At 72.0% G+C, this 22,722-nt stretch carries 21 protein-coding genes and 1 tRNA gene; 9 read left to right on the top strand and 13 right to left on the bottom strand.

The window, feature by feature from the left end; translation table 11 throughout:
- Window positions 1–171 precede the first annotated feature (171 nt).
- Window positions 172–1,872 carry a glycosyl hydrolase family 18 protein gene (locus ACFYWY_RS14980; protein WP_389185301.1) on the top strand — a complete coding sequence of 567 codons (1,701 nt, stop codon included), beginning with the start codon at window positions 172–174 and terminating at the stop codon, window positions 1,870–1,872.
- 173 nt (window positions 1,873–2,045) lie between these two features.
- Here ACFYWY_RS14980 and ACFYWY_RS14975 read toward each other — a convergent pair whose 3' ends face one another.
- On the bottom strand, window positions 2,046–3,860 hold the full coding sequence (locus tag ACFYWY_RS14975; protein WP_389185298.1) for a putative bifunctional diguanylate cyclase/phosphodiesterase: 1,815 nt from the start codon (window positions 3,858–3,860) through the stop codon (window positions 2,046–2,048).
- A gap of 388 nt (window positions 3,861–4,248) precedes the next feature.
- Between ACFYWY_RS14975 and ACFYWY_RS14970 the strand changes: the two genes are divergently transcribed.
- On the top strand, window positions 4,249–5,505 hold the full coding sequence (locus ACFYWY_RS14970) for a M6 family metalloprotease domain-containing protein (protein WP_389185761.1): 1,257 nt from the start codon (window positions 4,249–4,251) through the stop codon (window positions 5,503–5,505).
- Between the two features lie 187 nt (window positions 5,506–5,692).
- Here ACFYWY_RS14970 and ACFYWY_RS14965 read toward each other — a convergent pair.
- From ACFYWY_RS14965 to ACFYWY_RS14930, 8 genes are all read right to left on the bottom strand, one after another.
- A tRNA-Lys gene (locus ACFYWY_RS14965) sits at window positions 5,693–5,766 on the bottom strand.
- Window positions 5,757–6,383 (bottom strand): bifunctional DNA primase/polymerase, encoded by a 627-nt coding sequence (locus tag ACFYWY_RS14960; protein ID WP_389185295.1) that lies wholly within the window; start codon window positions 6,381–6,383, stop codon window positions 5,757–5,759. Before ACFYWY_RS14960 ends, ACFYWY_RS14965 begins: the two co-directional genes overlap by 10 nt.
- Before the next feature lie 169 nt (window positions 6,384–6,552).
- On the bottom strand, window positions 6,553–6,891 hold the full coding sequence (locus ACFYWY_RS14955; protein ID WP_389185292.1) for a hypothetical protein: 339 nt from the start codon (window positions 6,889–6,891) through the stop codon (window positions 6,553–6,555).
- Window positions 6,892–7,106: 215 nt separating this feature from the next.
- Window positions 7,107–8,444, bottom strand: coding sequence for an AAA family ATPase (locus tag ACFYWY_RS14950; protein WP_389185289.1), 1,338 nt, complete (start codon window positions 8,442–8,444; stop codon window positions 7,107–7,109).
- The gene (locus tag ACFYWY_RS14945) at window positions 8,441–8,578 is read right to left on the bottom strand and encodes a hypothetical protein (protein ID WP_389185286.1); all 138 of its coding nucleotides are present in this window, start codon (window positions 8,576–8,578) and stop codon (window positions 8,441–8,443) included. Before ACFYWY_RS14945 ends, ACFYWY_RS14950 begins: the two co-directional genes overlap by 4 nt.
- Complete coding sequence (locus tag ACFYWY_RS14940) at window positions 8,575–10,161, bottom strand: hypothetical protein (RefSeq protein WP_389185283.1); 1,587 nt, start codon at window positions 10,159–10,161, stop codon at window positions 8,575–8,577. Before ACFYWY_RS14940 ends, ACFYWY_RS14945 begins: the two co-directional genes overlap by 4 nt.
- Entirely contained in the window at window positions 10,152–11,285 is a 1,134-nt protein-coding gene (locus ACFYWY_RS14935) for a hypothetical protein (protein WP_389185280.1), read from the bottom strand. The genes ACFYWY_RS14940 and ACFYWY_RS14935 overlap by 10 nt, the downstream gene beginning before the upstream one ends.
- Window positions 11,215–12,093 carry a phosphatase PAP2 family protein gene (locus ACFYWY_RS14930; protein ID WP_389185277.1) on the bottom strand — a complete coding sequence of 293 codons (879 nt, stop codon included), beginning with the start codon at window positions 12,091–12,093 and terminating at the stop codon, window positions 11,215–11,217. The genes ACFYWY_RS14935 and ACFYWY_RS14930 overlap by 71 nt, the downstream gene beginning before the upstream one ends.
- Before the next feature lie 196 nt (window positions 12,094–12,289).
- Between ACFYWY_RS14930 and ACFYWY_RS14925 the strand changes: the two genes are divergently transcribed.
- Window positions 12,290–12,886 (top strand): histidine phosphatase family protein, encoded by a 597-nt coding sequence (locus tag ACFYWY_RS14925; RefSeq protein ID WP_389185274.1) that lies wholly within the window; start codon window positions 12,290–12,292, stop codon window positions 12,884–12,886.
- A 63-nt stretch (window positions 12,887–12,949) separates the two neighbouring features.
- On the opposite strand, the gene ACFYWY_RS14920 is transcribed toward ACFYWY_RS14925, so the two are convergent.
- Window positions 12,950–14,350: a tetratricopeptide repeat protein gene (locus tag ACFYWY_RS14920; protein ID WP_389185271.1), complete on the bottom strand. Its 1,401-nt coding sequence runs from the start codon at window positions 14,348–14,350 to the stop codon at window positions 12,950–12,952.
- 228 nt (window positions 14,351–14,578) lie between these two features.
- Here ACFYWY_RS14920 and ACFYWY_RS14915 point away from each other — a divergent pair, with 228 nt between their 5' ends.
- Both ACFYWY_RS14915 and ACFYWY_RS14910 read left to right on the top strand, forming a co-directional pair.
- Window positions 14,579–15,061, top strand: a complete 483-nt coding sequence (locus tag ACFYWY_RS14915) for a hypothetical protein (RefSeq protein WP_389185758.1) — start codon at window positions 14,579–14,581, stop codon at window positions 15,059–15,061.
- 47 nt (window positions 15,062–15,108) lie between these two features.
- Entirely contained in the window at window positions 15,109–16,002 is an 894-nt protein-coding gene (locus tag ACFYWY_RS14910; RefSeq protein WP_389185268.1) for a spermidine synthase, read from the top strand.
- Here ACFYWY_RS14910 and ACFYWY_RS14905 read toward each other — a convergent pair.
- Window positions 15,999–16,541 (bottom strand): hypothetical protein, encoded by a 543-nt coding sequence (locus tag ACFYWY_RS14905; RefSeq protein ID WP_389185265.1) that lies wholly within the window; start codon window positions 16,539–16,541, stop codon window positions 15,999–16,001. The genes ACFYWY_RS14910 and ACFYWY_RS14905 overlap by 4 nt on opposite strands.
- Window positions 16,542–16,610: 69 nt before the next feature.
- On the opposite strand from ACFYWY_RS14905, the gene ACFYWY_RS14900 reads away from it, so the two are divergent.
- The 3 genes from ACFYWY_RS14900 (at window position 16,611) to ACFYWY_RS14890 (ending at window position 20,401) form a co-directional block, all read left to right on the top strand.
- On the top strand, window positions 16,611–17,309 hold the full coding sequence (locus ACFYWY_RS14900) for a response regulator transcription factor (protein WP_389185262.1): 699 nt from the start codon (window positions 16,611–16,613) through the stop codon (window positions 17,307–17,309).
- The gene (locus ACFYWY_RS14895) at window positions 17,306–18,706 is read left to right on the top strand and encodes a sensor histidine kinase (protein WP_389185259.1); all 1,401 of its coding nucleotides are present in this window, start codon (window positions 17,306–17,308) and stop codon (window positions 18,704–18,706) included. Before ACFYWY_RS14900 ends, ACFYWY_RS14895 begins: the two co-directional genes overlap by 4 nt.
- 216 nt (window positions 18,707–18,922) lie before the next feature.
- Complete coding sequence (locus ACFYWY_RS14890) at window positions 18,923–20,401, top strand: cellulose binding domain-containing protein (RefSeq protein ID WP_389185257.1); 1,479 nt, start codon at window positions 18,923–18,925, stop codon at window positions 20,399–20,401.
- Window positions 20,402–20,478: 77 nt separating this feature from the next.
- Here ACFYWY_RS14890 and ACFYWY_RS14885 read toward each other — a convergent pair whose 3' ends face one another.
- Window positions 20,479–20,649, bottom strand: coding sequence for a hypothetical protein (locus tag ACFYWY_RS14885; protein ID WP_389185254.1), 171 nt, complete (start codon window positions 20,647–20,649; stop codon window positions 20,479–20,481).
- 150 nt (window positions 20,650–20,799) lie between these two features.
- On the opposite strand from ACFYWY_RS14885, the gene ACFYWY_RS14880 reads away from it, so the two are divergent.
- Window positions 20,800–21,252, top strand: a complete 453-nt coding sequence (locus ACFYWY_RS14880; RefSeq protein ID WP_389185251.1) for an HAD family hydrolase — start codon at window positions 20,800–20,802, stop codon at window positions 21,250–21,252.
- Here ACFYWY_RS14880 and ACFYWY_RS14875 read toward each other — a convergent pair.
- Window positions 21,242–22,660, bottom strand: a complete 1,419-nt coding sequence (locus tag ACFYWY_RS14875) for a GH1 family beta-glucosidase (protein ID WP_389185248.1) — start codon at window positions 22,658–22,660, stop codon at window positions 21,242–21,244. The genes ACFYWY_RS14880 and ACFYWY_RS14875 overlap by 11 nt on opposite strands.
- Window positions 22,661–22,722 lie beyond the last annotated feature (62 nt).

The raw sequence follows: 22,722 nt of genomic DNA, 5'->3' as shown, positions 1-22,722 counted from the left end.
TCTGCGTGCGGGGTGCGGGGGCCTGACGAGCGGTTTCGCATCAAAATTGGTCTAGTCCTCAATTTGGTTCGGACCATTGACGCGGCGGTGGCCGGATCGCTATCTCTTCTCCAACTCGCGTTTCCATTCCTGTTCCAGGTCCCCTTCCGCACACCCCCCCGGAGGCTGTCCGTGCGCTCCCGCAGACCCTTGCTCGCGGCCCTGACGACCGCGGCCCTCGCCGCAGGCGTCCTGGCCGGTTTCGTAGGCCCAGGCACCGCCGACGAGGCGGCCGGCGACAACGTCACCACCGCCGCCGCGTCCACCGGCGGGGTGAAGATCGCGTACTACGACCAGTGGAGCGTGTACGGCAACGCCTTCTACCCCAAGCATCTGGACACCCGGGGCATCGCGGCCAAGCTCGACGTCGTCAACTACTCGTTCGGCAACATCCACCCGACCGAGCTGACCTGTTTCGAGGCGAACAAGGCGGCGGGCGACGACGCCAACCCCAACGCCGGTGACGGCGCGGGCGATTCGTACGCCGACTACCAGAAGTCCTTCGCGGCGGCGGACAGCGTCGACGGCGTCGCGGACAGCTGGAACCAGCCGATCGTCGGGGTCTTCAACCAGTTCAAGGAACTGAAGGCCAAGCACCCCAAGCTGAAGATCAATATCTCGCTGGGCGGCTGGACGTACTCCAAGTACTTCCACGACGCGGCCAAGACGGACGCGAGCCGCAAGAAGCTGGTCGCCTCCTGCGTCAAGCAGTACATCGCGGGCGACCTGCCGGTCGAGGGCGGCTACGGCGGCCCCGGCACGGCCGCCGGGATCTTCGACGGCATCGACATCGACTGGGAGTACCCGGGCTCGGAGGGCGGTCACCTCGGCAACCACTACGGACCCGAGGACAAGGCCAACTTCACCCTCCTGCTGGCGGAGTTCCGCAAGCAGCTCGACGAGTACGGCGCGGCGCACGGCGGCAAGAAGTACCTGCTGACGGCGGCGCTCCCGGCCGGCCAGGACAAGATCAAGCACATCGAGACGGACAAGATCGGCGCGTACCTCGACTACGCGAACATCATGACGTACGACATGCACGGCGCCTGGGACGCGGACGGCCCGACGTACCACCAGTCGCCGATGCACTCGCCGGCCTCCGACCCGACGGATCCCATCGCGCCGGGCACACAGAAGTACTCGATCGACAACGCCATCGACTCCTGGCTCGACGGGAACGCGGCGTACGGCATCGCGGGCGGTTTCCCGGCGAACAAGCTGACGCTGGGGTACGAGTTCTACTACCGCGGCTGGAAGGGCGTCCCGGCCGGTGCGAAGAACGGCCTCGCGCAGTCGGCGACCGGCGCGTCGGCCGCACGACCGGTGAGCCAGCAGGCGGGCATCGCGCACTACAAGGAGCTCGGCGGGATCGTCGACAACGCGGCGACGACGTTCTGGGACGACGAGGCCAAGGCGGCGTACTTCTACAAGGACGGGGAGTTCTTCACCGGCCTCAACAAGCGTGCGATCCAGGCGCGGGCGGACTACGCGCACAGCCGCGGTCTGGCGGGCGCGATGATGTACTCGCTGCTCGGCCTGGACGCGAATGCGACGCTGTTCAACGACATCGTGACGGCCGTCGGCGGCTCCCCGACCCCGGACCCGTCCCCGTCGGACCCGACCCCGACCCCGTCGCCCTCCAACCCGACCCCGACTCCGTCCGACCCGTCGACGGGCTGCACGGCCGGGGCCTGGTCCAGCACCCCGGCGTACACCGGCGGCGCGCAGGTCTCCCACAAGGGCCACCTCTGGAAGGCGAAGTGGTGGACCCAGGGCGAAGAGCCGGGCACGACGGGCGAATGGGGCGTCTGGCAGGACCTGGGCGTCTGCTGAGCAGCTGACCCCCCGAACCCCCCACAGGCCGCCGCCCCCGCCCGGAACGTCCTTCCGGCCGGGGGCGGTCGGCGTCCCACCCGGTCGCCCGGATCCGGCGTCGGACCCGGCGTCAGCCCTGGTGTCAGACCCGGCGTCAGACTTGGCTTGAGACGAGGCGTCAGACCGCGGCGTCAGACCGACAGCGCGCCGACGCCGATCAGTTCCGCGATCTGCTCCGGGGCCACCGCCCGCGAGTAGAGCCAGCCCTGGCCCGTGTCACAGCCGATCCGCCGCAGTCGCGACGCCTGGCCCGCCGTCTCCACGCATTCCGCCGTGACCGTCAGGCCCAGCCGGTGCGCCAGTTGCACCATCGCCTCGACGATCGTCTCGTCCGCCGGGTTCGGGTGCGCCTCGTCCTGGAAGCCGCGGACAAACGATCCGTCGAGCTTCAGTACGGATACCGGCAGCCGGCTCAGATACGCCAGGTTCGAGTACCCCGTCCCGAAGTCGTCGATCGCGATCTGCACGCCCATGTCGCTGAGCGCCTGCAACGCCTGGAGCGGGCGGCCCGCAGAGCCCATCACCGCCGACTCCGTCAGCTCCAGCTGCAGCAGATGCGGCGCGAGTCCCGTCTCCGCCAGGATTCCCGCCACGTCCGCCACCAGGTCGGAGTCCCAGACCTGGCGTACGGCGACATTGACGCTCACGAACAGCGGCGGCGCGTCCGGGTGGTCCTTCTGCCACTGGCGGGCCTGACGGCACGCCGTACGTAGCACCCACCGCCCGAGCTGGACGATCGAGCCGTCCTCCTCCGCGATGCCGATGAACCGATTCGGCGCGAGCGTGCCGAACTGCGGGTGGTTCCAGCGCACCAGCGCCTCCACGCCCCGCGTCACCCCGTCCGCCATCCCCACCAGTGGCTGGTACTCCAGAGAGAACTCCCCGCGCTCCACGGCCGGGCGGAGCGTGGACGACAGCGCCTGACGGGTCATCCGGTGCGCGTTGCGCTCGGGGTCGAAGAGCGTCCACCGGTCCTTGCCGTCAGCCTTCGCCCAGTACAGCGTCGTGTCCGCGGCCTGCATCAGCCCGGTGGCGGTCGTCCCGGACACCGTCCGCTCCACCACCCCGATCGACGCCGAGACCGAAAGGCGCTGCCCGGCCAGGTCGAACGGCTGCTGCAGCGCGGCCAGCACGGAGCGGGCGAGGTCGGCGAGCTGCTCCGTACCGGAGGAGTCCTCGATCAGGATCGCGAACTCGTCGCCGCCGAGCCGGGCCACCAAGTGCCCGCCGCCGCACGCGTATCCGTAGCTCTCCGCGCACTCGGTGAGCCGCGAGGCGACTGCGGCCAGCAGTCGGTCGCCGAGCCGGTGCCCGAGCGTGTCGTTGACCGCCTTGAAGCCGTCGAGGTCGAGATAGCAGAGGCCGATCCGGCCGGTCGTGCCTTGTTCGTACGCCGATGATTCGAGCGCCGCCGACAATCGCTCGAAGAACAGCGTGCGGTTGGGCAGCCGGGTCACCGGGTCGTGCATCTGGAGATGGTGCAGCCGGGCGTGCAGTTCGCGCCGGTCGCTGATGTCCGCGATGGAGAGCAGCACATTGCGGCTGTCGGGCACCGGCGCGACCGTCACCTCCGCCCACAGCGAGCGCCCGTCGGGGTGCTTGAGACGGCGCGCACATCGGAACCGGGAGCGGCGGCCGCGCAGCACTTCGCGGTACGCGTGCCAGGTGCGGCGGTCGGAGGCGAGGTCGACGAGGTCTGCGGCGAACCGCTCCCGCAAGGTCGCGGGTTCGGTGCCCAGCAGGGCGGCGAGGGCCGCGTTGGCGGTGACGACGAGGCCCTCGTGGTCGACGACCGCCATCGCGAGGTGCGCGGCGTTGAACGCGGCCCGGTAGTCCCGCAGTTCGGCGACGGTCCGGCCGAAGCGGTTACGCTCCGTGACTGACGGCCGGGTCTTGTCGGGGACTGCGACTCCCGCGGGCCCTGTTCCTTCGGAGGTTCCGCTCACCGCTCGCTCCCGCAGTGCAGTCGTGTCGTACAGGGTTCGTACCGATGTGATCAGCAAGCAATCCGGCAAGAAGTCCGGCAACGAGTAGGGAAGAAGCCGGGAAAGTCTGCCGATCATAGAGGCTGGCCCGTGGGCCGTTCCAGCTACGCCGCTGTGGGGCGGTGCGTTCACGGCCTTCGGCCGATCGTTTCTGCACAGGTCTGAGCCGGGGTCGATCCATGCTGACCGAATGTGACGTTCCGTGAGCCATCGGAGTGTCGTCGGGTCTCGGGTCGATGTCGAGCCGGTGTCGGGTCGGTCACCCAGGTGGGGCAGCGGAACAGGGCGTACTGCCAGAAACCGTCACAAGGTGGTGGAGGTGTCGCCCATTCCGCAGCCGGAGGTCCACGTGGAGGGTCAGCAGTCGTCCGAGGGAACACCCGAGGGAGTGGAACCCGTGCGCCTGCGGAGCGCCGCTGCTGCCCTCACGTCCCTCATGGCGCTCGCCGCCACGTCGCTCGTGGCCGGGCCCGCGGTGGCCAAGACGGCGGGTGGGCCCTGCGCGCTGCCCCGCACGGCCGCGCACCACTCCCTGGGTGTGGACACCTGGAACGGAGACTATCCGCGCCCGGTCCGGCACATGGACGCGGTGATGATCTTCCTGTCGTTCCCCGATTCCGTGCCGCTGGCCACGCCGGATGAGATGGCGGCCGACCACTTCCCGGCCACCAGCACATTCTTCGCGCGCGCCTCGTACGGGAAGTTCGTGCTGCGCCCGCACCCGCAGCGCAAGTGGGTGGCGATGCCGAAGGCCTCGACGGCCTACGGGATAAAGCGTGACTGGGAGCCCGGGCGGCGCGCCACGTATCTGCGCGACGCGATCACCGCGGCCGACCCGACGGTCGACTTCTCCCGCTACGACATCGTCTATCTGGTCGCCGACCCGGACGCGCCCGGCGTCGACTCCGACGCGACGAAGGTGGTGAACGTCGACGAGCCCCTGGACGCCGACGGCACCGACATCGAGCGGGTCGTCACCGTCTTCGAGCGCCACCCACCGGACCGCAATGTGCTGGCCCACGAGACCGGGCATGTCTTCGACCTGCCCGACCTCTACCACCGGCCGACGAACGACAAGGGCGACTGGGACACGTACGTCGGCGACTGGGATGTGATGGGCAGCCAGTTCGGTCTCGCCCCGGATCTCTTCGGCTGGCACAAGTGGAAGCTGGGCTGGCTGGACAGGCGGGCCGTGCGGTGTGTGACGAACGCCGAGTGGTTCACGCTGGAGCCCGTCGCGGCAGCCCCGACCCCGGGCGGGAGTCTCGGCACGCGGCTCGCGGTCGTCCGGACCGGCGCGGACACGGCGCTCGCGATCGAGGCGCGCAGTTCGACGGGCAACGACGTGTCGACCTGCAGGGAGGGGGTGCTGCTGTACCGCGTGCGGGCCGAGACGGATTCGGGGGGCGGGCCGGCAGAGGTCGTCGACACCCACCCGGGCAGCGCGGCGTGCTGGGACACGTCGGTGTACCCGCAGCTGGCGGATGCGCCCCTGGGGGTCGGTGAGACGTTCACGACGCCGGGGAAGCCGGGGGAACGGACGAGAGTGGAGGTGGCGGACCGGACGCGGTCGGGCGCGTGGACGGTCAAGATCACCACGGCGTAGCGGGGGGTCGCGGGGTGCGGGCGTACGGGCGGGGGCAGGCCGGTCGGGGCATGCGGCATGCGGCATGCGGCATGCGGCACGCGGGGCCCGGGCGTCCGCGGCGGGCGCGGGCCCGTCGGGCTGCGGGGCCCGGTCGCCCCGGTGCACGAAAAAGCCCCTCGCTCTCGCGAGGGGCTTCTCCCGTCTGTGCGCCGCCAGGGACTCGAACCCCGGACCCGCTGATTAAGAGTCAGCTGCTCTAACCAACTGAGCTAGCGGCGCCTGCTGACGTCGTAGACCTTAGCATCCTGATCGGCGCCAGGAAAAATCGATATACGGACGCTGGGAGCCGAGGCCGCGCGGACCGCCCGCACGCACGCCCAGAGCACCACCTCGGGCCCCGGCAGCCACGGGTGCCGGGTGTCCGGGGCCACCAGCCAGCGCGGGCCGCCCGTCGCGGCGTGGCCCTGGGACAGCGGCGGAACGGTGACCGCGTCGCCGGCGCCGTGGCAGAGCATCGGCGGTACGGCGTCGCCGCACTCCTCCCAGCCGAGCAGGGACGGCAGCCGGTGCGCGGTGCCGGGGGCGGCGAAGAGCAGCATCCGGCCGCGGTGCATGGCGGCGGGGCCGGATCCGGGCCCCTCCTCCCAGAGCCGGTCGAGCATGCGGCGGCCGAAGATCGCGGGCACGTTCACGACGTCGAAGACGGAGCCGCAGGGGAGTACGGCGGGGGCGTACGGGTGGGTCTCCCAGAGCGCGAGCATCGAGCGCGGATGGCCGGCGGCAGAGACGAGCCAGCTCGCGCCGGGCGGTGTGACCTGGGCGACGTGGCGCCTGCTCTCGTCGTCGTCACCGGAGCCGAGGGGCAGCGGGGTGTCGTCTTGCAGCCATGCGCTCATGGAATAAGACCTACCGGGAGTGACGTTCCCGTTCCAGAGAGTTGGCGGAAATGAGGACAGGGCGGGGCGGGGAGGCGTATCTTGTGCCCTCGCATATGCCAGGTGCCTGCCGACACCGACGGCGTGGCCTGGCGCGCCGGACCGGGGCTGACCGGGCCGGGGCGGTCGGTCAGGGCGTGGTGTTGCGGAGCAGGTCGCGGCCGAACTCGATCATCTTCTTGGCGTAGTCCTCGGTCCACTCCGCCCGCTGGGCGATGTCCGCGGGGGTCAGCCGGTCGAACCGGCGCGGGTCGGCGAGCTGGGCGGCCGCGAGCGCCTGGAACTCAGCGGCGCGGTCGGTGGCCGCGCGGAACGCCAGGGTCAGTTCGGTCGACCGCGCCAGCAGCTCCCGAGGGTCCTCGATCGACTCCAGGTCGAAGAAGTGCTCGGGGTCGGCGGCAGCCTCCGACGGCTCGAAGAGCAGCGGGGCCGGTCGCAGCTTCCGCTCGCTCCGCTCGGGTTCCGCCATGTGGTTCTCCTCCTCGCCCAGGTGCGAGCCCCTTCCCGGGCCGCCCTCCGTTGACCTTGTGTCCATCGCCTACCCATCGCCGCCTTCTATTGTCGCGGCGTACGCAAGTGCGCCTATGGCCGCCGGCTCACCCGGTGTTCCGCCAGGTCTGCCAGGACCGCGTGATTGGCCTCCCAGCCGTCGGGGGTGGCTCACGCTGTCCGCTTCCCGCCGGCTCATGGGCGCCAGGAGACGCGATGGTTGGACCAGTGATCCCACGTGGACATCATCGCCTCCCAGCCGTCCGGGAACTTGACCGTGACGCCCAGCTGGACCGGCTCCGTCGACGGGTGTTCGTCCAGCAGGTCGGTCACCCCCGCGCGGCACACCACGATGCACGCGTGCCGGTGGCGGGAGGCCAGCACGCACAGCCGGCCCGTCTCCAGGTGGAACGCGGTCGCGTCCGGGCGGCCGGACAGCGGGTGCAGAACGACCGTGACGTCGAACTCGCGGCCCTGGAGGCGGTTCGCCGTGTCCACGGTGACGTCCGCGACCCCCAGCTCGGCGAGCGCCGCCCGCACCGCGGCCGCCTGGTCGCGGTGGGCCGTGCCGACGGCGATCCGGTCGGCGGTGACCGGGACGGGTTCCGCCGACCGCTCGCTGGTCGCCACGCCCCCGCGGTCCAGCAGCCGGCGGACGACCAGAGCCACCGCCCGTACCGCCTCGGGGTCCGTACGGGGCGTGTGGCGGGCGGGCAGCTCCAGCAGGCCCCAGCCCGACTCGGCGGCCTCGTCGAGCACCCGGTCGGGGCCCGAGCCGTCCGACGGCACCCCGAAGGCGAGCCGCCGGTCGCCGGGGCCGGTACCGCTGCGGAAAGGGGTGTACGGGTAGAACGCGTCGGAGACGAGCGGCGCGGCGGAGGCCGGGAGCCGCCAGGAGACGGGCAGCCGGTGCTGCGGCAGCTCCGGATTGTGGGCCAGCAGCGTGGAGACGGCGCTGGCGGAGGGGTCGTACGACAGCCCGGCCCACTGGTCCGCGCCGACGATCGAGAACGGGTCCAGCTGACCGGGGTCGCCCACGAACAGCGCACGCTCGAAGAGCCCGGCGACGGCGAGCAGCGCGTCGGAGCGCATCTGGTAGGCCTCGTCCACGATGGCGTGCCGCCAGGGCTCGACGCCCTGGACATGCGCCCACTTCGCGGCGGTCGAAATGACGATCTCCAGCCCGGCGAGGTCACCGGCCTTGGCGGACTTGCGGACGTTCTCCAGCTCGTCCAGGGCCTTGTCGTAAGGATCGGGCTCATTGCTGTGCAGCCGCCCGACCGGCAGCGCGGGCTCCTTCTCGGCGAGCCGTACGACAAGGTCGTCCACCTGGGCGTTGGTCTGCGCGATGACCATCAACGGCCGCCCGGCGGCGGCCAGTTCCCGCGCGGCGTGCACCACGAGAGTGGACTTCCCGGCCCCGGGCGGCGAGTCCACGACGACACCGCGGTGGGAGCCGTGCAGCGTGTCGTCGAGGATCGCGTCCGTGGCCCGGGCGGCTTCGACGGACGGCTCGAAGCCGGGCCGGCTCACAGGACGCCTCCCTGGGCGATGGGCCGCGAGGCGGAGAAGCCGCGTACCGCGCGGGTGTGGGCCCGCCCCGCGCACCCGCGCTCAAGGGCGGGCGGGTGGGAAAGGCTCACGCCGCCCTGCTCGGGCCGGGTCACAGCACGTCCTCCGGGGTCACCGGGTCCGGGCTCTGCGCCGACGTGCCCGGGGGACCGCCATGGGTCCACGGGGTTTCCTCCGGGGGCGGGAGCTTCGGCCCGCCCCGCTGGTCGTGCTCGAACAGGGTCCAGGCGATCCGGTCGCCCTTCTGCGGGACCGAGCCCTCGGCCGGGTCCTTGGCGCGGCCCATGCGGTCCGTGAGCCGCAGCACCAGCGCCCCGTCCGCGTCGTACCGTACGAACTCCGCCGTCTGCGGCTTGCCCTCAAGCGAGCGGTACACCTTCGTCCGCTCGCCGAGCTGCGGGCGGTCGTCCGTGCGGACCGTGAGCAGCGGACGCGGGCTCGGGCGCTTCGAGTCGGACCAGGCCATCACGACCTCCGTCACCTCGCTCAGAAACGCCTCGCCCGCCAGCCTGCGGCCCGCGAGCACCAGCGGGTCGTCCAGCGCCTCCTGAGCGTCCAGCTGCGCCTGGGCCCTCTCGCGGGAGGCGAGCTTCTGCGCGGCCGTCACCGCGTCGTCGCGGCGCGGCTGCGGCGGCTCGCCCGCCCGTACGCGATCGCGGTGCGCGGTGAACGACCAGCGGTCGCGGGTCCAGCGGTCCGCCGCCCTGGAGCCCTCCGGCAGCTCACGCACCAGCTCCAGGCTGCGCCACACCGCGTGCCAGGTGGGCAGCAGCTGGGTCAGCACGAGCCGGCGGATCTCCCGCTCGGCGACGGTCAGTTCGCCCAGCCGCGCATCCGCCGCCGCGCCGTCCTCCGCCGCGCCCAGCGCCTGCCGCGCCCGGTCGTAACGCTCCACGGCCGGGGCCAGCAGCCTGTTGTCGAAGGCGGGGTCGGTGGCCGGCCCGGCCGGCGGGCAGAGCAGCTGCCCGTACCGGTCGCGCGACAGCTCGGCCCGCAGCGCCGCCTCCGCGCCGGATTCCCCCTCGCGCGGGTCGATCCAGGCGAGCAGGGCGCCCAGATGCTGGTCCTCCAGGCTGGACTGGCCACTCGCCCAGTGCCGGTTCAGCAGATCGGTCGCAGCGAGGAGCAGCGAGGAGCCGGGCACCCGGGCCCGTTCGCCGTAGTGCGTGAGCCAGCGGCCGAGCAGCGGCACGCGCGGCGGCGCGGGGTAGGGCGCGTCGGGCTCCTCCTCCGCAGTACGCCGAAAGCGCATCGACCGGCCGAGCAGCCGTACGAAGTCGATGCCGGCCCGCCCCGGCACGATCAACTGCGGGGCGTCCGCGCACAGTTCGACCTCGACCTTGACCCTCTTGCCGGTCTCGGGGTCCGTCTCGTTGCGCTCGGCGGGCTCGACGTCGTCGGCGTACGCGTCCAGATGCGGCAGCACCGCGTCGGCCAGCTCCGCGAGGAACGTGAAGCGCAGATCACGGTCGCGGGGCTGCGCCACGACCAGCAGCCGCGGCTCCTGCGGATCGGTGCCGACCAGCGCACCCAGCGGCGCCCCCGCCTCACCCGCCGTGGTGAGCGGCACGAAGACCAGCGGCCGATCGGACAGATGCCGGTGCCGCACGGTCGCCAGCGGTGTGGCCCGCCCTGACTCCACGGCCTCCAGCCGGGCAAGCGTGGAGATCAGCGACATGCGGCCGCCTCCAGCGCCTCGGCCCGCAGCGCCGCCGCCCTGCGCAGGGCCGCGACCGCCGGGTCGTCCGGATCGCCCGCGGTCCCCCTTGCCGCCGCCAGGACGTCGCCGATCGTCGTCAACCCGCCCAGCTCGCCGCGCATCCCACGGCCCAGCGCCTCGACCGCGCCCGACTCGCGGGCCCGGTCACGGCAGTGGAAGGCCAGCTCGCACGCGGCCAGGCACTCGGGGGCGTACGCCGCGGACACCGACTCGACCGCCGCCGTCAGCTCCTCCTCCGGCCGCTCCAGGTCGAAGGTCGTGCCCTTGGGCAGCGCCGCGGCGATGTCCTCGATCCGGGTCAGCCGGGCCAGCTGGCGGCGGGTGACCGACAACTGCTTGCGTACGTCGACCACCGATCCGGTCGGCAGATTGGAGAAGTCCTTGGGGCAGACCAGCAGCACCGACTGCGCCACCTCCGCGCCCTCCGTCAGCGCCGCGACCCGCTCCAGCGCCAGCACGTACACCGCGGCCTGGCGCGCGGCAGCGCCCACTTTTGCCGCGTCCGCCGACGCGTCGATCATCGGGAAGGACTTGATCTCGACCACAGTCCACCGCCCGCCGGGGTGGACGACCACCGCGTCCGGCTCCAGATAGGCGGGGGAGCCTGCGACCTCCAGCGCCAGCAGGGGGTGGTCGAGCAGCGTCCACGCCCCGTCCCGGGCGGCGGCCGCGGTCGCCTCACGCAGCGCCAGCGCCGTACGCGCGGCCCGGCCCTCGGGACCGGCCGCCGACAGATCGGGCACCCGGACCTCGGCCGGCACGTCCACGCCGAGCAGCCGCATCAGTTCCGTACCGCCGTCGGCCTTGACCCTGGCCTCGAAGGCATTGCCGCGCATGAAGGCGAACTGCGACTGCCCGAACGCCGCGGGGGATCCCAGCGCGGAGGCGAGCGCCGCCTTGTCCACACCGGCACCGTCCAGCAGCGCGCGCCGTCTGCAGCCGGGGTTCGCGGCGAGGGCGGCCAGCGCGCGGGCGTCGAGCGGATGCGGCTGGGCGGCGGGACCGCGCAGCTCAGCGAGCCGCTGCCGGAGTGCTGTCGTCGGCGCCTGCGGAGGAGGTCCGCTGTCCAGGGATTCGCTCACCCGCGGAAGTCTCGCATCCGGCACCGACAATCGGGGACTTCGAGCCGGAAGGGGTGGGCAGGACACGTGTGCGCACCCGGTCGGCGAGACGCATCGCGGGCCGGGTCAGCAGCGCGCCGGCGCCCATCACGGCGGCGCCGGCGACCGCGTCCAGGAAGTAGTGGTTCGCCGTGCCCATCACCACGAGCGTGGTGAGCAGCGGGTAGGCGACGCCGAGGACCTTCATCAGCGGCGTGCGCCCGTGCCGCCACAGCATCACGCCGCACCACAGCGCCCAGCCGACGTGCAGACTCGGCATCGCCGCGTACTGGTTGGTCATCGCGCCCAAGCCGCGCGGCGCGCTCGCCTCGCCGCCCCACCAGCCGTACGAGCTGTACTGCGCCATCGTGTCGACGAAGCCCTGACCGGCGTCGAGGAGCCGCGGCGGGCAGGTCGGCGCCAGCGTGAAGCCGACGAGGCCGAGCAGCGTGGAGAGCATCAGCCAGGTGCGGGCGGCGTGGTAGCGGGCGGGGCGGCGGCGGAAGAGCCAGACGAGGATGGCCGGGGTGAGGAGATAGTGCAGCGAGGCGTACGCGAAGTCGGCGGGTATGCCGAGAGCGGGGGTCTGGCTGAAGAGGCGGTTGAGCGGGTGCTCGGCGTTCAGGAAGAGAGCCTTCTCGGCCCGGAGTATCGCCATGCCGTTGTCGACCGCGGTCGTCACATCGCCGCGGGCGAGCAACCGTCCCGCCGAGTAGGCGGCGTAGACCACTGCGAGCAGCGTCAGTTCGGTCCACCAGCGGGGCCGATGGCGGGGCGCGGTGTACGGCATCCGAACGTTTCTCCAGTTTGTGTTCAGGCGGCCATCGGCCACCGTCCAACCGTACGGTGTATAAGGCGACGCTCCGTCGGCGGGTCCCGGCCCGCAGAGCCCGAGAAGAGGGACGCTGAGATCGACTTGGAGGTTGCCCCGCGTTCAGGTGCGCGATGATGGAAGGCCACCCGATGTGAACCTCAGGGAGCCCCCCATGGCACCGCGCATCCTGCTCGCCCGGCACGGCCAGACGGAGTGGTCACTGCTCGGCAAGCACACCGGCAGGACGGACATCCCCTTGCTCGAAGAGGGCAGACGCGGGGCGAAACTGCTGGGGGAGCGGCTGCATCGCGCGCCGTGGTCGGGCCTGGAGGGCGTCGAGGTCCGTACGAGCCCGCTGGTGCGGGCGGCGGAGACGTGCGCGCTGGCGGGGTTCGGGGAGCGGGCGACCGGGTGGGACGCGCTGATGGAGTGGGACTACGGGGCGTACGAGGGCCTGGCCCCGGCGGACATCCATGCGGAGCGACCGGACTGGTTCATCTGGCGCGACGGCGTCCCCGGCGGCGAGACCCTGTCGGAGCTCGGCGCGCGGGCGGACGAGGTGGTGGAGTGGGCGCGCTCGGCGGACCGCGACGTGCTGGTCTTCGCGCACGGCCACATCCTGCGGGTGCTGGGGGCGCGTTGGCTGGACATGGACCCGTCGTTCGCGGCGCGGATCAAGCTGGATCCGACGAGCCTGTCGGTGCTCGGGTGGGCGTACGGGGCGCCGGCAATGGAGCGCTGGAACGACACGGCCCATCTGGAGGGGTGAGTCTCGCGCCGGGAAGCGATCCGCGCGCCCAGGGCCCGCGCCTCGCACCCCTTGGCGCCCGCGTCACGCCCTTCGCAGCGACTCGCCGTGCCGCTCCAGGAACGTACCCACACTCCCCGTCCTCCGCTTCGGCAGCAGCACCCTCGCCGTCTGGGACAGCATCGACTGGATGCGTGACGACTGCACCCCCGCCAGCAGGTCCAGCACCTGGTGGCCCGCCTCCGCCGCCTCGTCCGGGGCTCCGGCGCGGGCCAGGTCCGCTGCCAGCTCCGCCCGGTACAGGGCCAGGTTGCGGGTGAAGCGGCTGTCCTGGAGGGTCGCCGCCCGGCGGGCGTGGCGGGCGGCTCGGGGCCAGTCGCCGAGGGCCGACCAGCACTGCGCCTGCAGCGCCTCCAGTTCCGGTTCGCCGAAGAAGGACATCCACTCCGGATCCGAGTCCGACGGGCCCCGGTCGAAGTACGCGTGCGCCCGCGCCAGGGACTTCTCGCAGCCCGAACGGTCCCCGAGCCCCGCCCAGCCGCCCGCCTCCCGGAGCGAGAGCAGGGACAGCAGCCGCGGCGAAGGCAGGTGCCGGGCCGCCCGCTGGCCCGCCTGGGCCGAGCGGACCGCCTCCCGGTGGCGGCCCGCGTCCCGCGCCAGGAAGGACGTGTTGCAGAACGCGTGCGCCTCCAGTGCCGGATCGCCCGCCACCCGAGCCGTCGCCAGCGCCTCCGCGTAGTGCGAGCGCGCATCGTCGAACCGGCCCGAGTCGTGCGCCAGCCAGCCCACCGAGATGGCGAGTTCGCCCGCCCCCGCGTGCAGCCGGTCCGCCGTCGCGCGGCGCGTGGCCGTGCCGGCGTCGAGCAGCGCGTACGCCGCCCGCAGCGGTTGCGCTGCGCGCCGGTAGAGCCCGTCCGCGCCGTGCCGGTCGTCGAGCAGCCGGATCCGCCGTACCGCGTCCTCGACGGCGTTCACCTCCGCCTCGCCGACGCGCCGCTGAGCGGGCACAGGGCCGGGACCGAGCCCGAGGGACGCGGCCGCCACGGTGGCGGAGCCGCTCGTCATGAATGCGCGACGCAGCACGTCGCTCTCCTCGTCGATGTCGCTGTCACTGTTGCTGTCGCTGTTGCTGTCAAAAAGACCGAGGGGGCCGAGGGGGCCGGGGTCGAAAGGTTCGGGCGGCCGCCCCCGGCCGCCGCCCCGCACCTGTTCCCGCGCCGCGAACCCCAGGTCCGCCAGCGTCAGACCGGGGAACATGTGCAGGAACACCCGCTCGTAGGCGTAGTTCGGACAGCGGATCTCGCCGGCCTCGACGCGCCCGATATAGCGGGCGTCGCAACAGACCTGCTCGCCGATCTCTCGAGCCGCCTTGCGCACACTCGCCGCGAACTCCCCCGGCGAACGCTGCCCCCGCAGCCGGCGGAAGGCGAGGTTGGGAACCGCCCGGTCGGGAACTGCCCGTGATGCCTGTGACGATGACGCCATGGCCGAGCCCTCTCTTGGTGCAGCCGTGTTCCGGCGGAGCAAGAACGTACCTGCTGTGATGGGCCGTACACACACGGTTTAGCTACAAAAGGGATATCTCTCCCTCGATCTGCCATGAACTGCCATCCTTTGCGGCGGCGAGCCGCCGTAGCCCTTGACGCGAACGGGCGTTGAACCATTCGGAGACGCGATACGTGTCTCCACTCGAGCGAGGAGGGGATCCCCTTGTTGGAGATCGGCACGGAGACCAGCGCCGACGGCGGCTCACCCACGACTGCGACGACTGCGCGCCACAGGCCAACCCCGGACAGCAGCGCACCGCCCGGCGACGACGCCGAGCCCTGTGATCTGGTGACCGTCCCCGCCCGGCAGGGGCTCGAGGCCGTCGACATCCTGCGCCGCGGCGCCGCACCGGCCGTCGGCCCGGTGCTCCACGACGGCACCTGCGACACCCTCGGCTTTCTGGTGCCGCCCGGCACCGCCGACGGCTGGGACATGCCGGGCAGCGCCTGTACGCAGACGTCGGGACGCGGCCTGCGGATTCCTGCCGAACCCCCGGTCACCGGCTCCGAATCCGGCGTCGGCTCCGAAACCGGCGCCGACTGGCTGCTGCCGCCGGGCGGCGCCGACCCGGTCACCGACCCGGTGGTGCTGCGCGAGGCGCTCGGCGAGGCGGCCCGTCTCATCGAGGCCGCCGACAACTGTTGCTGAGCCCCGGTCGCTGAGCCACCTGCCCTTACTGAGCCGATAATGGGCTGGTGGCGAAGAGCAAGCGGCGCAGCCGTACGGGCGGGGCAGGCAGCCCCGAACCCGTCGTCGAGCAGGTCGACGGCGGGCTCGCCGAGCTGATACCCGACCGCGAGCGGCCGCGCGGCTGGACGCTGCTCCTCGACGGCGCACCGCAGTCCCATGTCGACCTGGACGACCCGGTCCATCTCTCCTTCGAGTACCAGCGCCGCCTCGGCCATGTCGCCGATCTCGTCGCCCCGCCCGGCCGCCCTCTCCAGGTCGTGCATCTCGGCGGCGGTGCCTTCACCCTCGCCCGCTACATCGCGGCCACGCGCCCCCGTTCCACCCAGCAGATAGTCGAGTTGGACGCCTTGCTGGTCCAACTGGTCCGCAAGCAGCTCCCGTTGGACCCCGGCACACGGATACGCGTCCGGTCGGACGACGCCCGCGCCGGGCTCGGCAAGTTCCCGGACGGCTGGGCGGACCTGGTGATCGCCGACGTCTTCAGCGGAGCCCGTACTCCCGCGCATCTGACCAGTACGGAATTCCTCGCCGAGGTGCGAAGGGTCCTGAAGCCGGGCGGCCACTACGCCGCGAACCTCGCCGACGGGCCGCCGCTCGCCCATCTGCGCGCCCAGGTCGCCACCGCCGCCGCCCTCTTCCCCGAACTCGCGCTCGCCGCCGACCCGGCGGTGCTGCGCGGCCGTCGCTTCGGCAATGCGGTGCTGCTCGCGTCCGACGTACCGCTGCCCGTCGCCGAGCTGACCCGCCGCGTCGCGAGCGACCCGCACCCCGGCAGGGTCGAACACGGCAGAGCACTCACCGACTTCACGGGCGGCGCGGCCGCGGTCACCGACGCGAGCGCGAAGCCCTCACCAGTACCGCCGCCGGCGACGTTCCGCCAGCGCGGTGACCGGGGCTAGCGCTCGTCGAACTGGACCATCGGCGGGTGGCCGTTCCAGGTGCAGAAGACCGAGACCTCGTGGCCGTCCCTGGTGAAGGTCACCCGGATCCACGTCGGCTGCTTCCAGACCTGCATCTGCCAGCCGGCGTCCGGCGTCGCCGAGACCAGCTCCGCCGACGACTTGGCGATGTCGAAGACGACCCGGCCGCCGTCGACCGTGTAGCCCTTCACGTTCCCGGACGGCGTCGCCGGGGCGGGCGGCGACGGCGGCTTGGTGCTGCTCGGCTTTCCGGCCGGCGGAGTGGCCGACGGCTTGCGGGCCTTGTCCGAACTGCCCGGCTTCGACGGTGTCGGGCTTTGCGCCCGCTGCGTTGACGATGCCTGCGGCTTCGCGCCCTGAGTGGTGGCGCCGTCCGCGGTGATGGGCAGCGCGCGCGGCCGGTCGTAAGCGGTCCCGGACATGACGGTGTGGACGCCCCACCAGGACAGCGTGACCGCGGCGCCGGTGGACAGCGCCCACGCCATGGCATGTACGAGTCCTCGATGCATCCGGGCCATACTGCACCACGCGCCCCACAACTGTCCTTAGGGGGACCGGCGTACTCCGGATGGCGTACGGTGCCGCCCATGGCAAGTGTGCTCGTGGTCGAGGACGACCAGTTCGTGCGCTCCGCCCTCATCCGGCACTTGACCGAGGCCTCCCACACCGTACGGAGCGTCGGCACGGCCCTCGAGGCGCTGCGCGAGGTGGCCCATTTCCGCTTCGACTTGGTCATCCTGGATCTCGGACTGCCCGATCTGGACGGGTCAGAGGCGCTGAAGATGCTGCGCGGAATCACCGACGTACCCGTGATCATCGCGACCGCGCGGGACGACGAGGCGGGGATCGTCCGGCTGCTCAACGACGGTGCCGACGACTACCTCATCAAGCCCTTCTCGGTGGAGCACCTGTCCGCGCGGATGTCGGCTGTGCTGCGCCGCTCGCGCGCGGCCGGGGACGCCCCGCCCTCGGGCGTCATCCAGGTAGGCGGGCTCTCCATCGACCCGCTGCGCCGCCAGGCGGCGCTGGACGGGGCGGCACTCGACCTGACCCGCCGGGAGTTCGACCTGCTGGCGTTCCTGGCCGGGCGGCCCGGCGTCGTCGTACCGCGTAAGGAGCTGCTCGCCGAGGTCTGGCAGCAGAGTTACGGCGACGACCAGACCATCGACGTCCATCTGTCCTGGCTGCGGCGGAAGTTGGGCGAAACGGCGGCCCGGCCCCGCTATCTGCACACCCTCCGCGGCGTCGGCGTGAAGCTGGAGCCGCCGAACGGACACATGCCATGAGATGGGCGCTGGTCAAGGTCTCGCTGGCCGTCACCGCCATGGTCGTGATCGCCTTCGCGATACCCCTCGGGCTCGTCATCAAGGAGATGGCCAGGGACCGGGCCTTCTCCAACGCCGAGCGGCAGGCCGCCGCCATCGGCCCCACGCTCTCCATCACCGCCGACCGCGATCCGCTGGAGCGGGCGGTGATGTCCACCCAGGCCGGAGCGGCCGGGCGGATGGCCGTGCACATCCCGGCCTCCGGCGAGCCGGGCAGCCAGCCGGTGAACATCGGCACCCGCCGGGCCACCCAGAAGGACGTGGCGACCACGCAGCGGCTCGGCCGCGCCTCCATCACCGAGGTGACCGGCGGCTCCGCGCTGCTCCAGCCCACCGCGATCAGCACCGGACAGATCGCCGTGGTCGAGGTGTTCGTACCGGACGGCGAGGTCTCCAACGGCGTGGACACCGCCTGGCTGGTGCTCGCCGGCGTCGGCATCGCGCTGATCGTCGGCTCGGTCGCGGTCGCCGACCGGCTCGGCAGCCGCATGGTGCAGCCCGCCCAGCGCCTCGCGGGCGCGGCGCACGACCTGGGCGAGGGCAGGCTCGGGGCGCGCGTCCCCGAGGAGGGGCCGACCGAACTGCGCTCCGCCGCGGTCGCCTTCAACTCCATGGCCGACCAGGTGGTCCAGCTCCTCGCCAATGAGCGCGAGCTGGCCGCCGACCTCTCGCACCGGCTGCGTACGCCGCTGACCGTGCTGCGCCTCAACGCCGCCTCGCTCGGCGACGGACCGGCCGCCGACCAGACCAGGGCCGCGGTCGAGCAGCTGGAGCGCGAGGTCGACACGATCATCCGCACGGCGCGCGATGCCAAGCCGCAGACCGCGTCGCCCGGCCCCGGCGCGGGCTGCGACGCCTCCGAGGTCGTCCGGGAGCGGATGGACTTCTGGTCGGCGCTGGCGGAGGACGAGGGCCGCAAGGTGCGGGTCGCGGGCGTCGAGCGTCCCGTACGCATACCGGTCGCACGCCCCGAACTGGCAGCCGCGCTCGACGCGTTGCTCGGCAACGTCTTCCGGCACACCCCGGAGGGCACCGCCTTCTCGGTCGACGTCCACAACGGCGGGGACGCGGTCATCGTGCTGGTCTCGGACGCGGGCCCGGGCATCACCGACCCGGAGGCGGCCATGGCCCGCGGCAACAGCGGGGGCAGGGACGGCTCGACGGGGCTCGGCCTGGACATCGTGCGCCGGGTGGCGGAGTCGACGGGCGGGGACGTGCGGATAGGCAGCTCGGTGCTCGGCGGCACGGAGGTACGGATCTGGATCGGGCTCGACCCGCGCGAGGGGCTGCCGGGGGAGCGGAGGCGGGGTCACCGGGGGAGGGTCAGGCGCCGCAAGGGCGTCCGCCTGGTGAAGTGACCGGGCTCCGTCGGGTGGCCGGTTTGCCAGCTGTTTTGTCCTCAATCGCCGCACGGGCTTGATGGCGAGTGGTCTCGACCATTAATCCGTTCCGATGCCCTCCTTAAGGGCGTCCTAAGAAGCTCAACCCCCGCCCCGAACAGGCCATTTGTCCGTTTCCAGGGCGCTAGCGTGCTGCCACATCCCCACCCCCCGTAACGCAGAGGCAGGCACGCAATGGGCAGCAGTACGCACCGGCGCAGGGCGAGCGCGACGACCAAGGCGGTCGGCGCGGTCGTTGCCGCCGCCGTCATCGGCGGCGCCGCGTTCGCCCTCACGGGCACCGCGCAGGCCGCATCCGTAGGCGCCGCGTACACCAAGACGAGCTCCTGGACCGGCGGTTACACCGGCCAGTACGTCATCACCAATGCCACCGACAAGGCGCAGTCGGACTGGACGCTCGAGTTCGATCTGCCCGAGGGGACCACGATCGGCTCCCTGTGGAACGGCGAGCACACCGCGGAGGGGCAGCACATCACCGTGAAGCCCGCGAGCTGGAACAAGGAGCTCGCCCCCGGCAAGTCGGTGACCGTCGGCTTCGTCACCGCCGCGAGCGGCAAGGCCGCCGACCCGACCTCCTGTCTCATCAACAAGGTCAAGTGCTCCGTCGATGAGGGCGCGACGCCGCAGCCGAGCGGCCGCCCCACCGAGCAGCCCACACCCACCAACACCCCGAGCGCCACGCCCACCAAGCCGCCGAGCGCCACGCCCACGCAGCAGCCGACCCAGACGCCTACCCCCACCCCCACCGAGACGTCCGGTGCCGGCGCGGGCTTCGCGCCGTACATCGACACCTCGCTCTTCCCGGCGTACGACCTGCTGGACACCGTCACGAAGACCGGGGTCAAGGAGTTCAACCTCGCCTTCATCACCTCCGGCGGCAGCTGCGCCCCGCTCTGGGGCGGCGTCACCGACCTCGCCAGCGACAAGGTCGCGGCCCAGATAGGCGCGCTGCGCGCCAAGGGCGGCGACGTCCGGGTCTCCTTCGGCGGCGCGGCCGGCCACGAGCTGGCTCTGAACTGTTCCTCCGCCGACGACCTGGCGAAGGCGTACGGCAAGGTCATCGACGAGTACAAGCTCACCAAGGTCGACTTCGACATCGAGGGCGCGGCACTGCCGGACACCGCCGCCAACTCCCGCCGCTCGCAGGCGATCGCGCAGCTCCAGAAGTCCCACCCGGGCCTCGACGTCTCCTTCACGCTGCCCGTCATGCCCGAGGGGCTGACCCAGCCCGGCGTGGCTCTGATCGCCGACGCCAAGAAGAACGGCGTGAAGGTCGACGCGGTCAACATCATGGCGATGGACTACGGACCGGCCTACAGCGGTGACATGGGCGAGTACGCCATCCAGGCGGCGACCGCCACCCAGGGCCAGATCAAGGGCGTGCTCGGCCTGTCTGACGCCGCCGCCTGGAAGGCCGTCGCGGTCACCCCGATGATCGGAGTCAACGACGTCGTGACCGAGATCTTCAAGGTCGACGACGCCACGCAGCTGGTCGACTTCGCCAAGTCCAAGAACCTGGGCTGGTTGTCCATGTGGTCCTCGACCCGCGACAAGCAGTGCGCGGGCGGCGAGAAGCCGGCCGCGGACGCGACGTGCAGCTCGATCCTCCAGGAGCCGCTGGCCTTCACCAAGGCGTTCTCCGCCTACAAGTAGGTCTCACCAAGCCGCCACCCCCCGGTGGCGCGTCCCGGCCGGACTGCCCCCCACCCGGCCGGGACGCGCGTTTTTGCCTACCGGCCTTCCCTCTCGCCGTACCCGTCCACCCGCCACTCCCCGGCCGGCGGCCGGGCCGGCTCCGCGCCCGCCGGGGCGAGCGGCAGGGCCATGCCCGCCGTGACAGCCAGCAGCGCGGCCGCCGCGACATTCCTGCAGATGGTGCCCGATCCACTCCTGAGCTGCATGGTCAGTGCCTTCTCCGTACGCCGTCGATCTCGTACCACCACGATCGGCTCGACGCGTCTTCGGGAACATCCCGCTGTCCGGTCGGTCCGGGGTGGGGAAAACCCCCGCGGCCGTTGAGTGGTGCAAGCCGTCAGTGCGTACTGAAGGGCATGAACGACACGGTTGCTCCCATCACTCCCATCACTCCCATTACCGCCAAAACTCGCCGAGCGCCGTGCAAGGCCGCGTTCTTCGATGTGGGCGGCACGCTGGTGCGGCAGGCTCTGTGGAACCAGCCCGGCCTCGCCGCGTATCTGCGGCACGCGGTGGCGGGCGATCTGATGGTGCTGGTCTCCAGCTCCCCGCTGCCCGTGGTGGCCCCGCTGGCGGCGCGGCTCGGCGCGGACGAGGTGTTCACCTGCATGCGGGGCCAGGGCAAGGGGTACGCGGCCCGCACGCTGATGCGGGAGTACGGCTTCGACCCGGCGGACTGCCATGCCTACGCGGACGAGGCGGCCGACCTCGCCCTGCTGACCGAGGTCGGCAACCCGGTGGTCGTGGGCGATGACCCGGTGCTGCTGCGTCATGCCCGACGGGGTACGTGGCCGGTGCTCAGCGAGTGAGGTCGCCGGCCGGCTCGGGGAGCACTCCGGACCGGGCCAGCGCCGCGTACCAGTGCGCGCTCGACTTGGGCGTACGGGCCAGCGTCTCGTAGTCCACGTACACCGCGCCGAAGCGCTTGCCGTAGCCGTAGGACCACTCGAAGTTGTCCAGCAGGGACCACAGGAAGTACCCGCGCACATCCGCGCCGTCGGCGATCGCACGGTGAACGGCGGAGAGATGGCCGTGCAGATAGCGGATGCGGTCCGGGTCGTGGACCGAACCGTCCGCCGCGGGCTTGTCGGCGTACGCCGCCCCGTTCTCGGTGATCACCAGCGGCAGGCCGGGGGCCTCGCGGGTGTAGTGCAGCAGCAGGTCGTAAAGACCGGTCGGGTCGATGGACCAGCCCATCTCCGTGCGCTCGCCCGGCGGCTGGTGGAAGGAGACCGAGTCCGCGCCCGGCCAGGGGGTGTGCTCGCTCGCCCCGTGGCCGTCGCTGCGCTCGGGGCGATTGTCAGTGGCAGCCGATACAACTGCAGGTGCGTAGTAATTCAGTCCGAGCGAGTCCAGGGGGTGCTTGATGACGGCCAGATCGTCGCCGTGGACGAACGACCAGTCGGTCAGGGCCGCGGTGTCCGCGAAGAGGTCCTGTGGATATGTGCCCTTGAGCATCGGGTCCGCGAAGACGCGGTTCGCGAGCGCGTCGATACGGCGGCGCGCGTCCATGTCCGCCGGGCTCTGGCTGCTCGCTCTGACCACGCTCGGGTTGAGGCTGACGGAGAGCTGGGCGCCCGCGGGGAGGGCGGAGCGCAGCGCCTGGGCGGCCAGGCCGTGGCCGAGGTTGAGATGGTGGGCGGCGCGCAGCGCGGCGACCGGGTCGGTGCGGCCGGGCGCGTGGACTCCCGAGCCGTACCCGAGAAAGGCGCTGCACCAGGGCTCGTTGAGGGTGGTCCACATATCCACGCGGTCGCCGAGCGCGTCCGCGACGATACGGGCGTAGTCGGCGAAGCGGTGCGCGGTGTCCCGCTCGGGCCAGCCGCCGGCCGTCTCCAGCTCCTGGGGAAGATCCCAGTGGTAGAGGGTGAGCACCGGACGGATGCCGTGGTCGAGCAGATCGTCGACGAGGCCGCGGTAGAAGTCGAGGCCGCGCCGGACGGCGGGGCCGCGACCGGTGGGCTGCACCCGGGACCAGGAGACGGAGAAGCGGTACGCGTTGACGCCGAGGCCCGCCATCAGCGCGACGTCCTCACCGCGGCGGTGGAAGTGGTCGACCGCCCGGTCCCCGGTGTCACCGCCTTCCACCTTGCCGGGCGTATGGCTGAAGGTGTCCCAGATCGACGGCGTGCGGCCGCCCTCCCGAACCGCGCCCTCGATCTGGTACGCGGCGGTCGCGGTGCCCCACAGGAAGGCCGGCGGAAAGGTCATGGACATCGGTGAGCTCCCAACATGTGCGTAGGAACGTCTGCGTAGGAACGTCTGCGTGGGTACGTATG

Origin of the sequence: Streptomyces sp. NPDC002870 (genome assembly GCF_042888505.1) — a bacterium.
Taxonomy (GTDB): Bacteria; Actinomycetota; Actinomycetes; order Streptomycetales; family Streptomycetaceae; genus Streptomyces.
The sequence above is the reverse complement of the archived record's forward strand: the minus strand, read 5'-3'. Positions and strand labels throughout refer to the sequence as shown.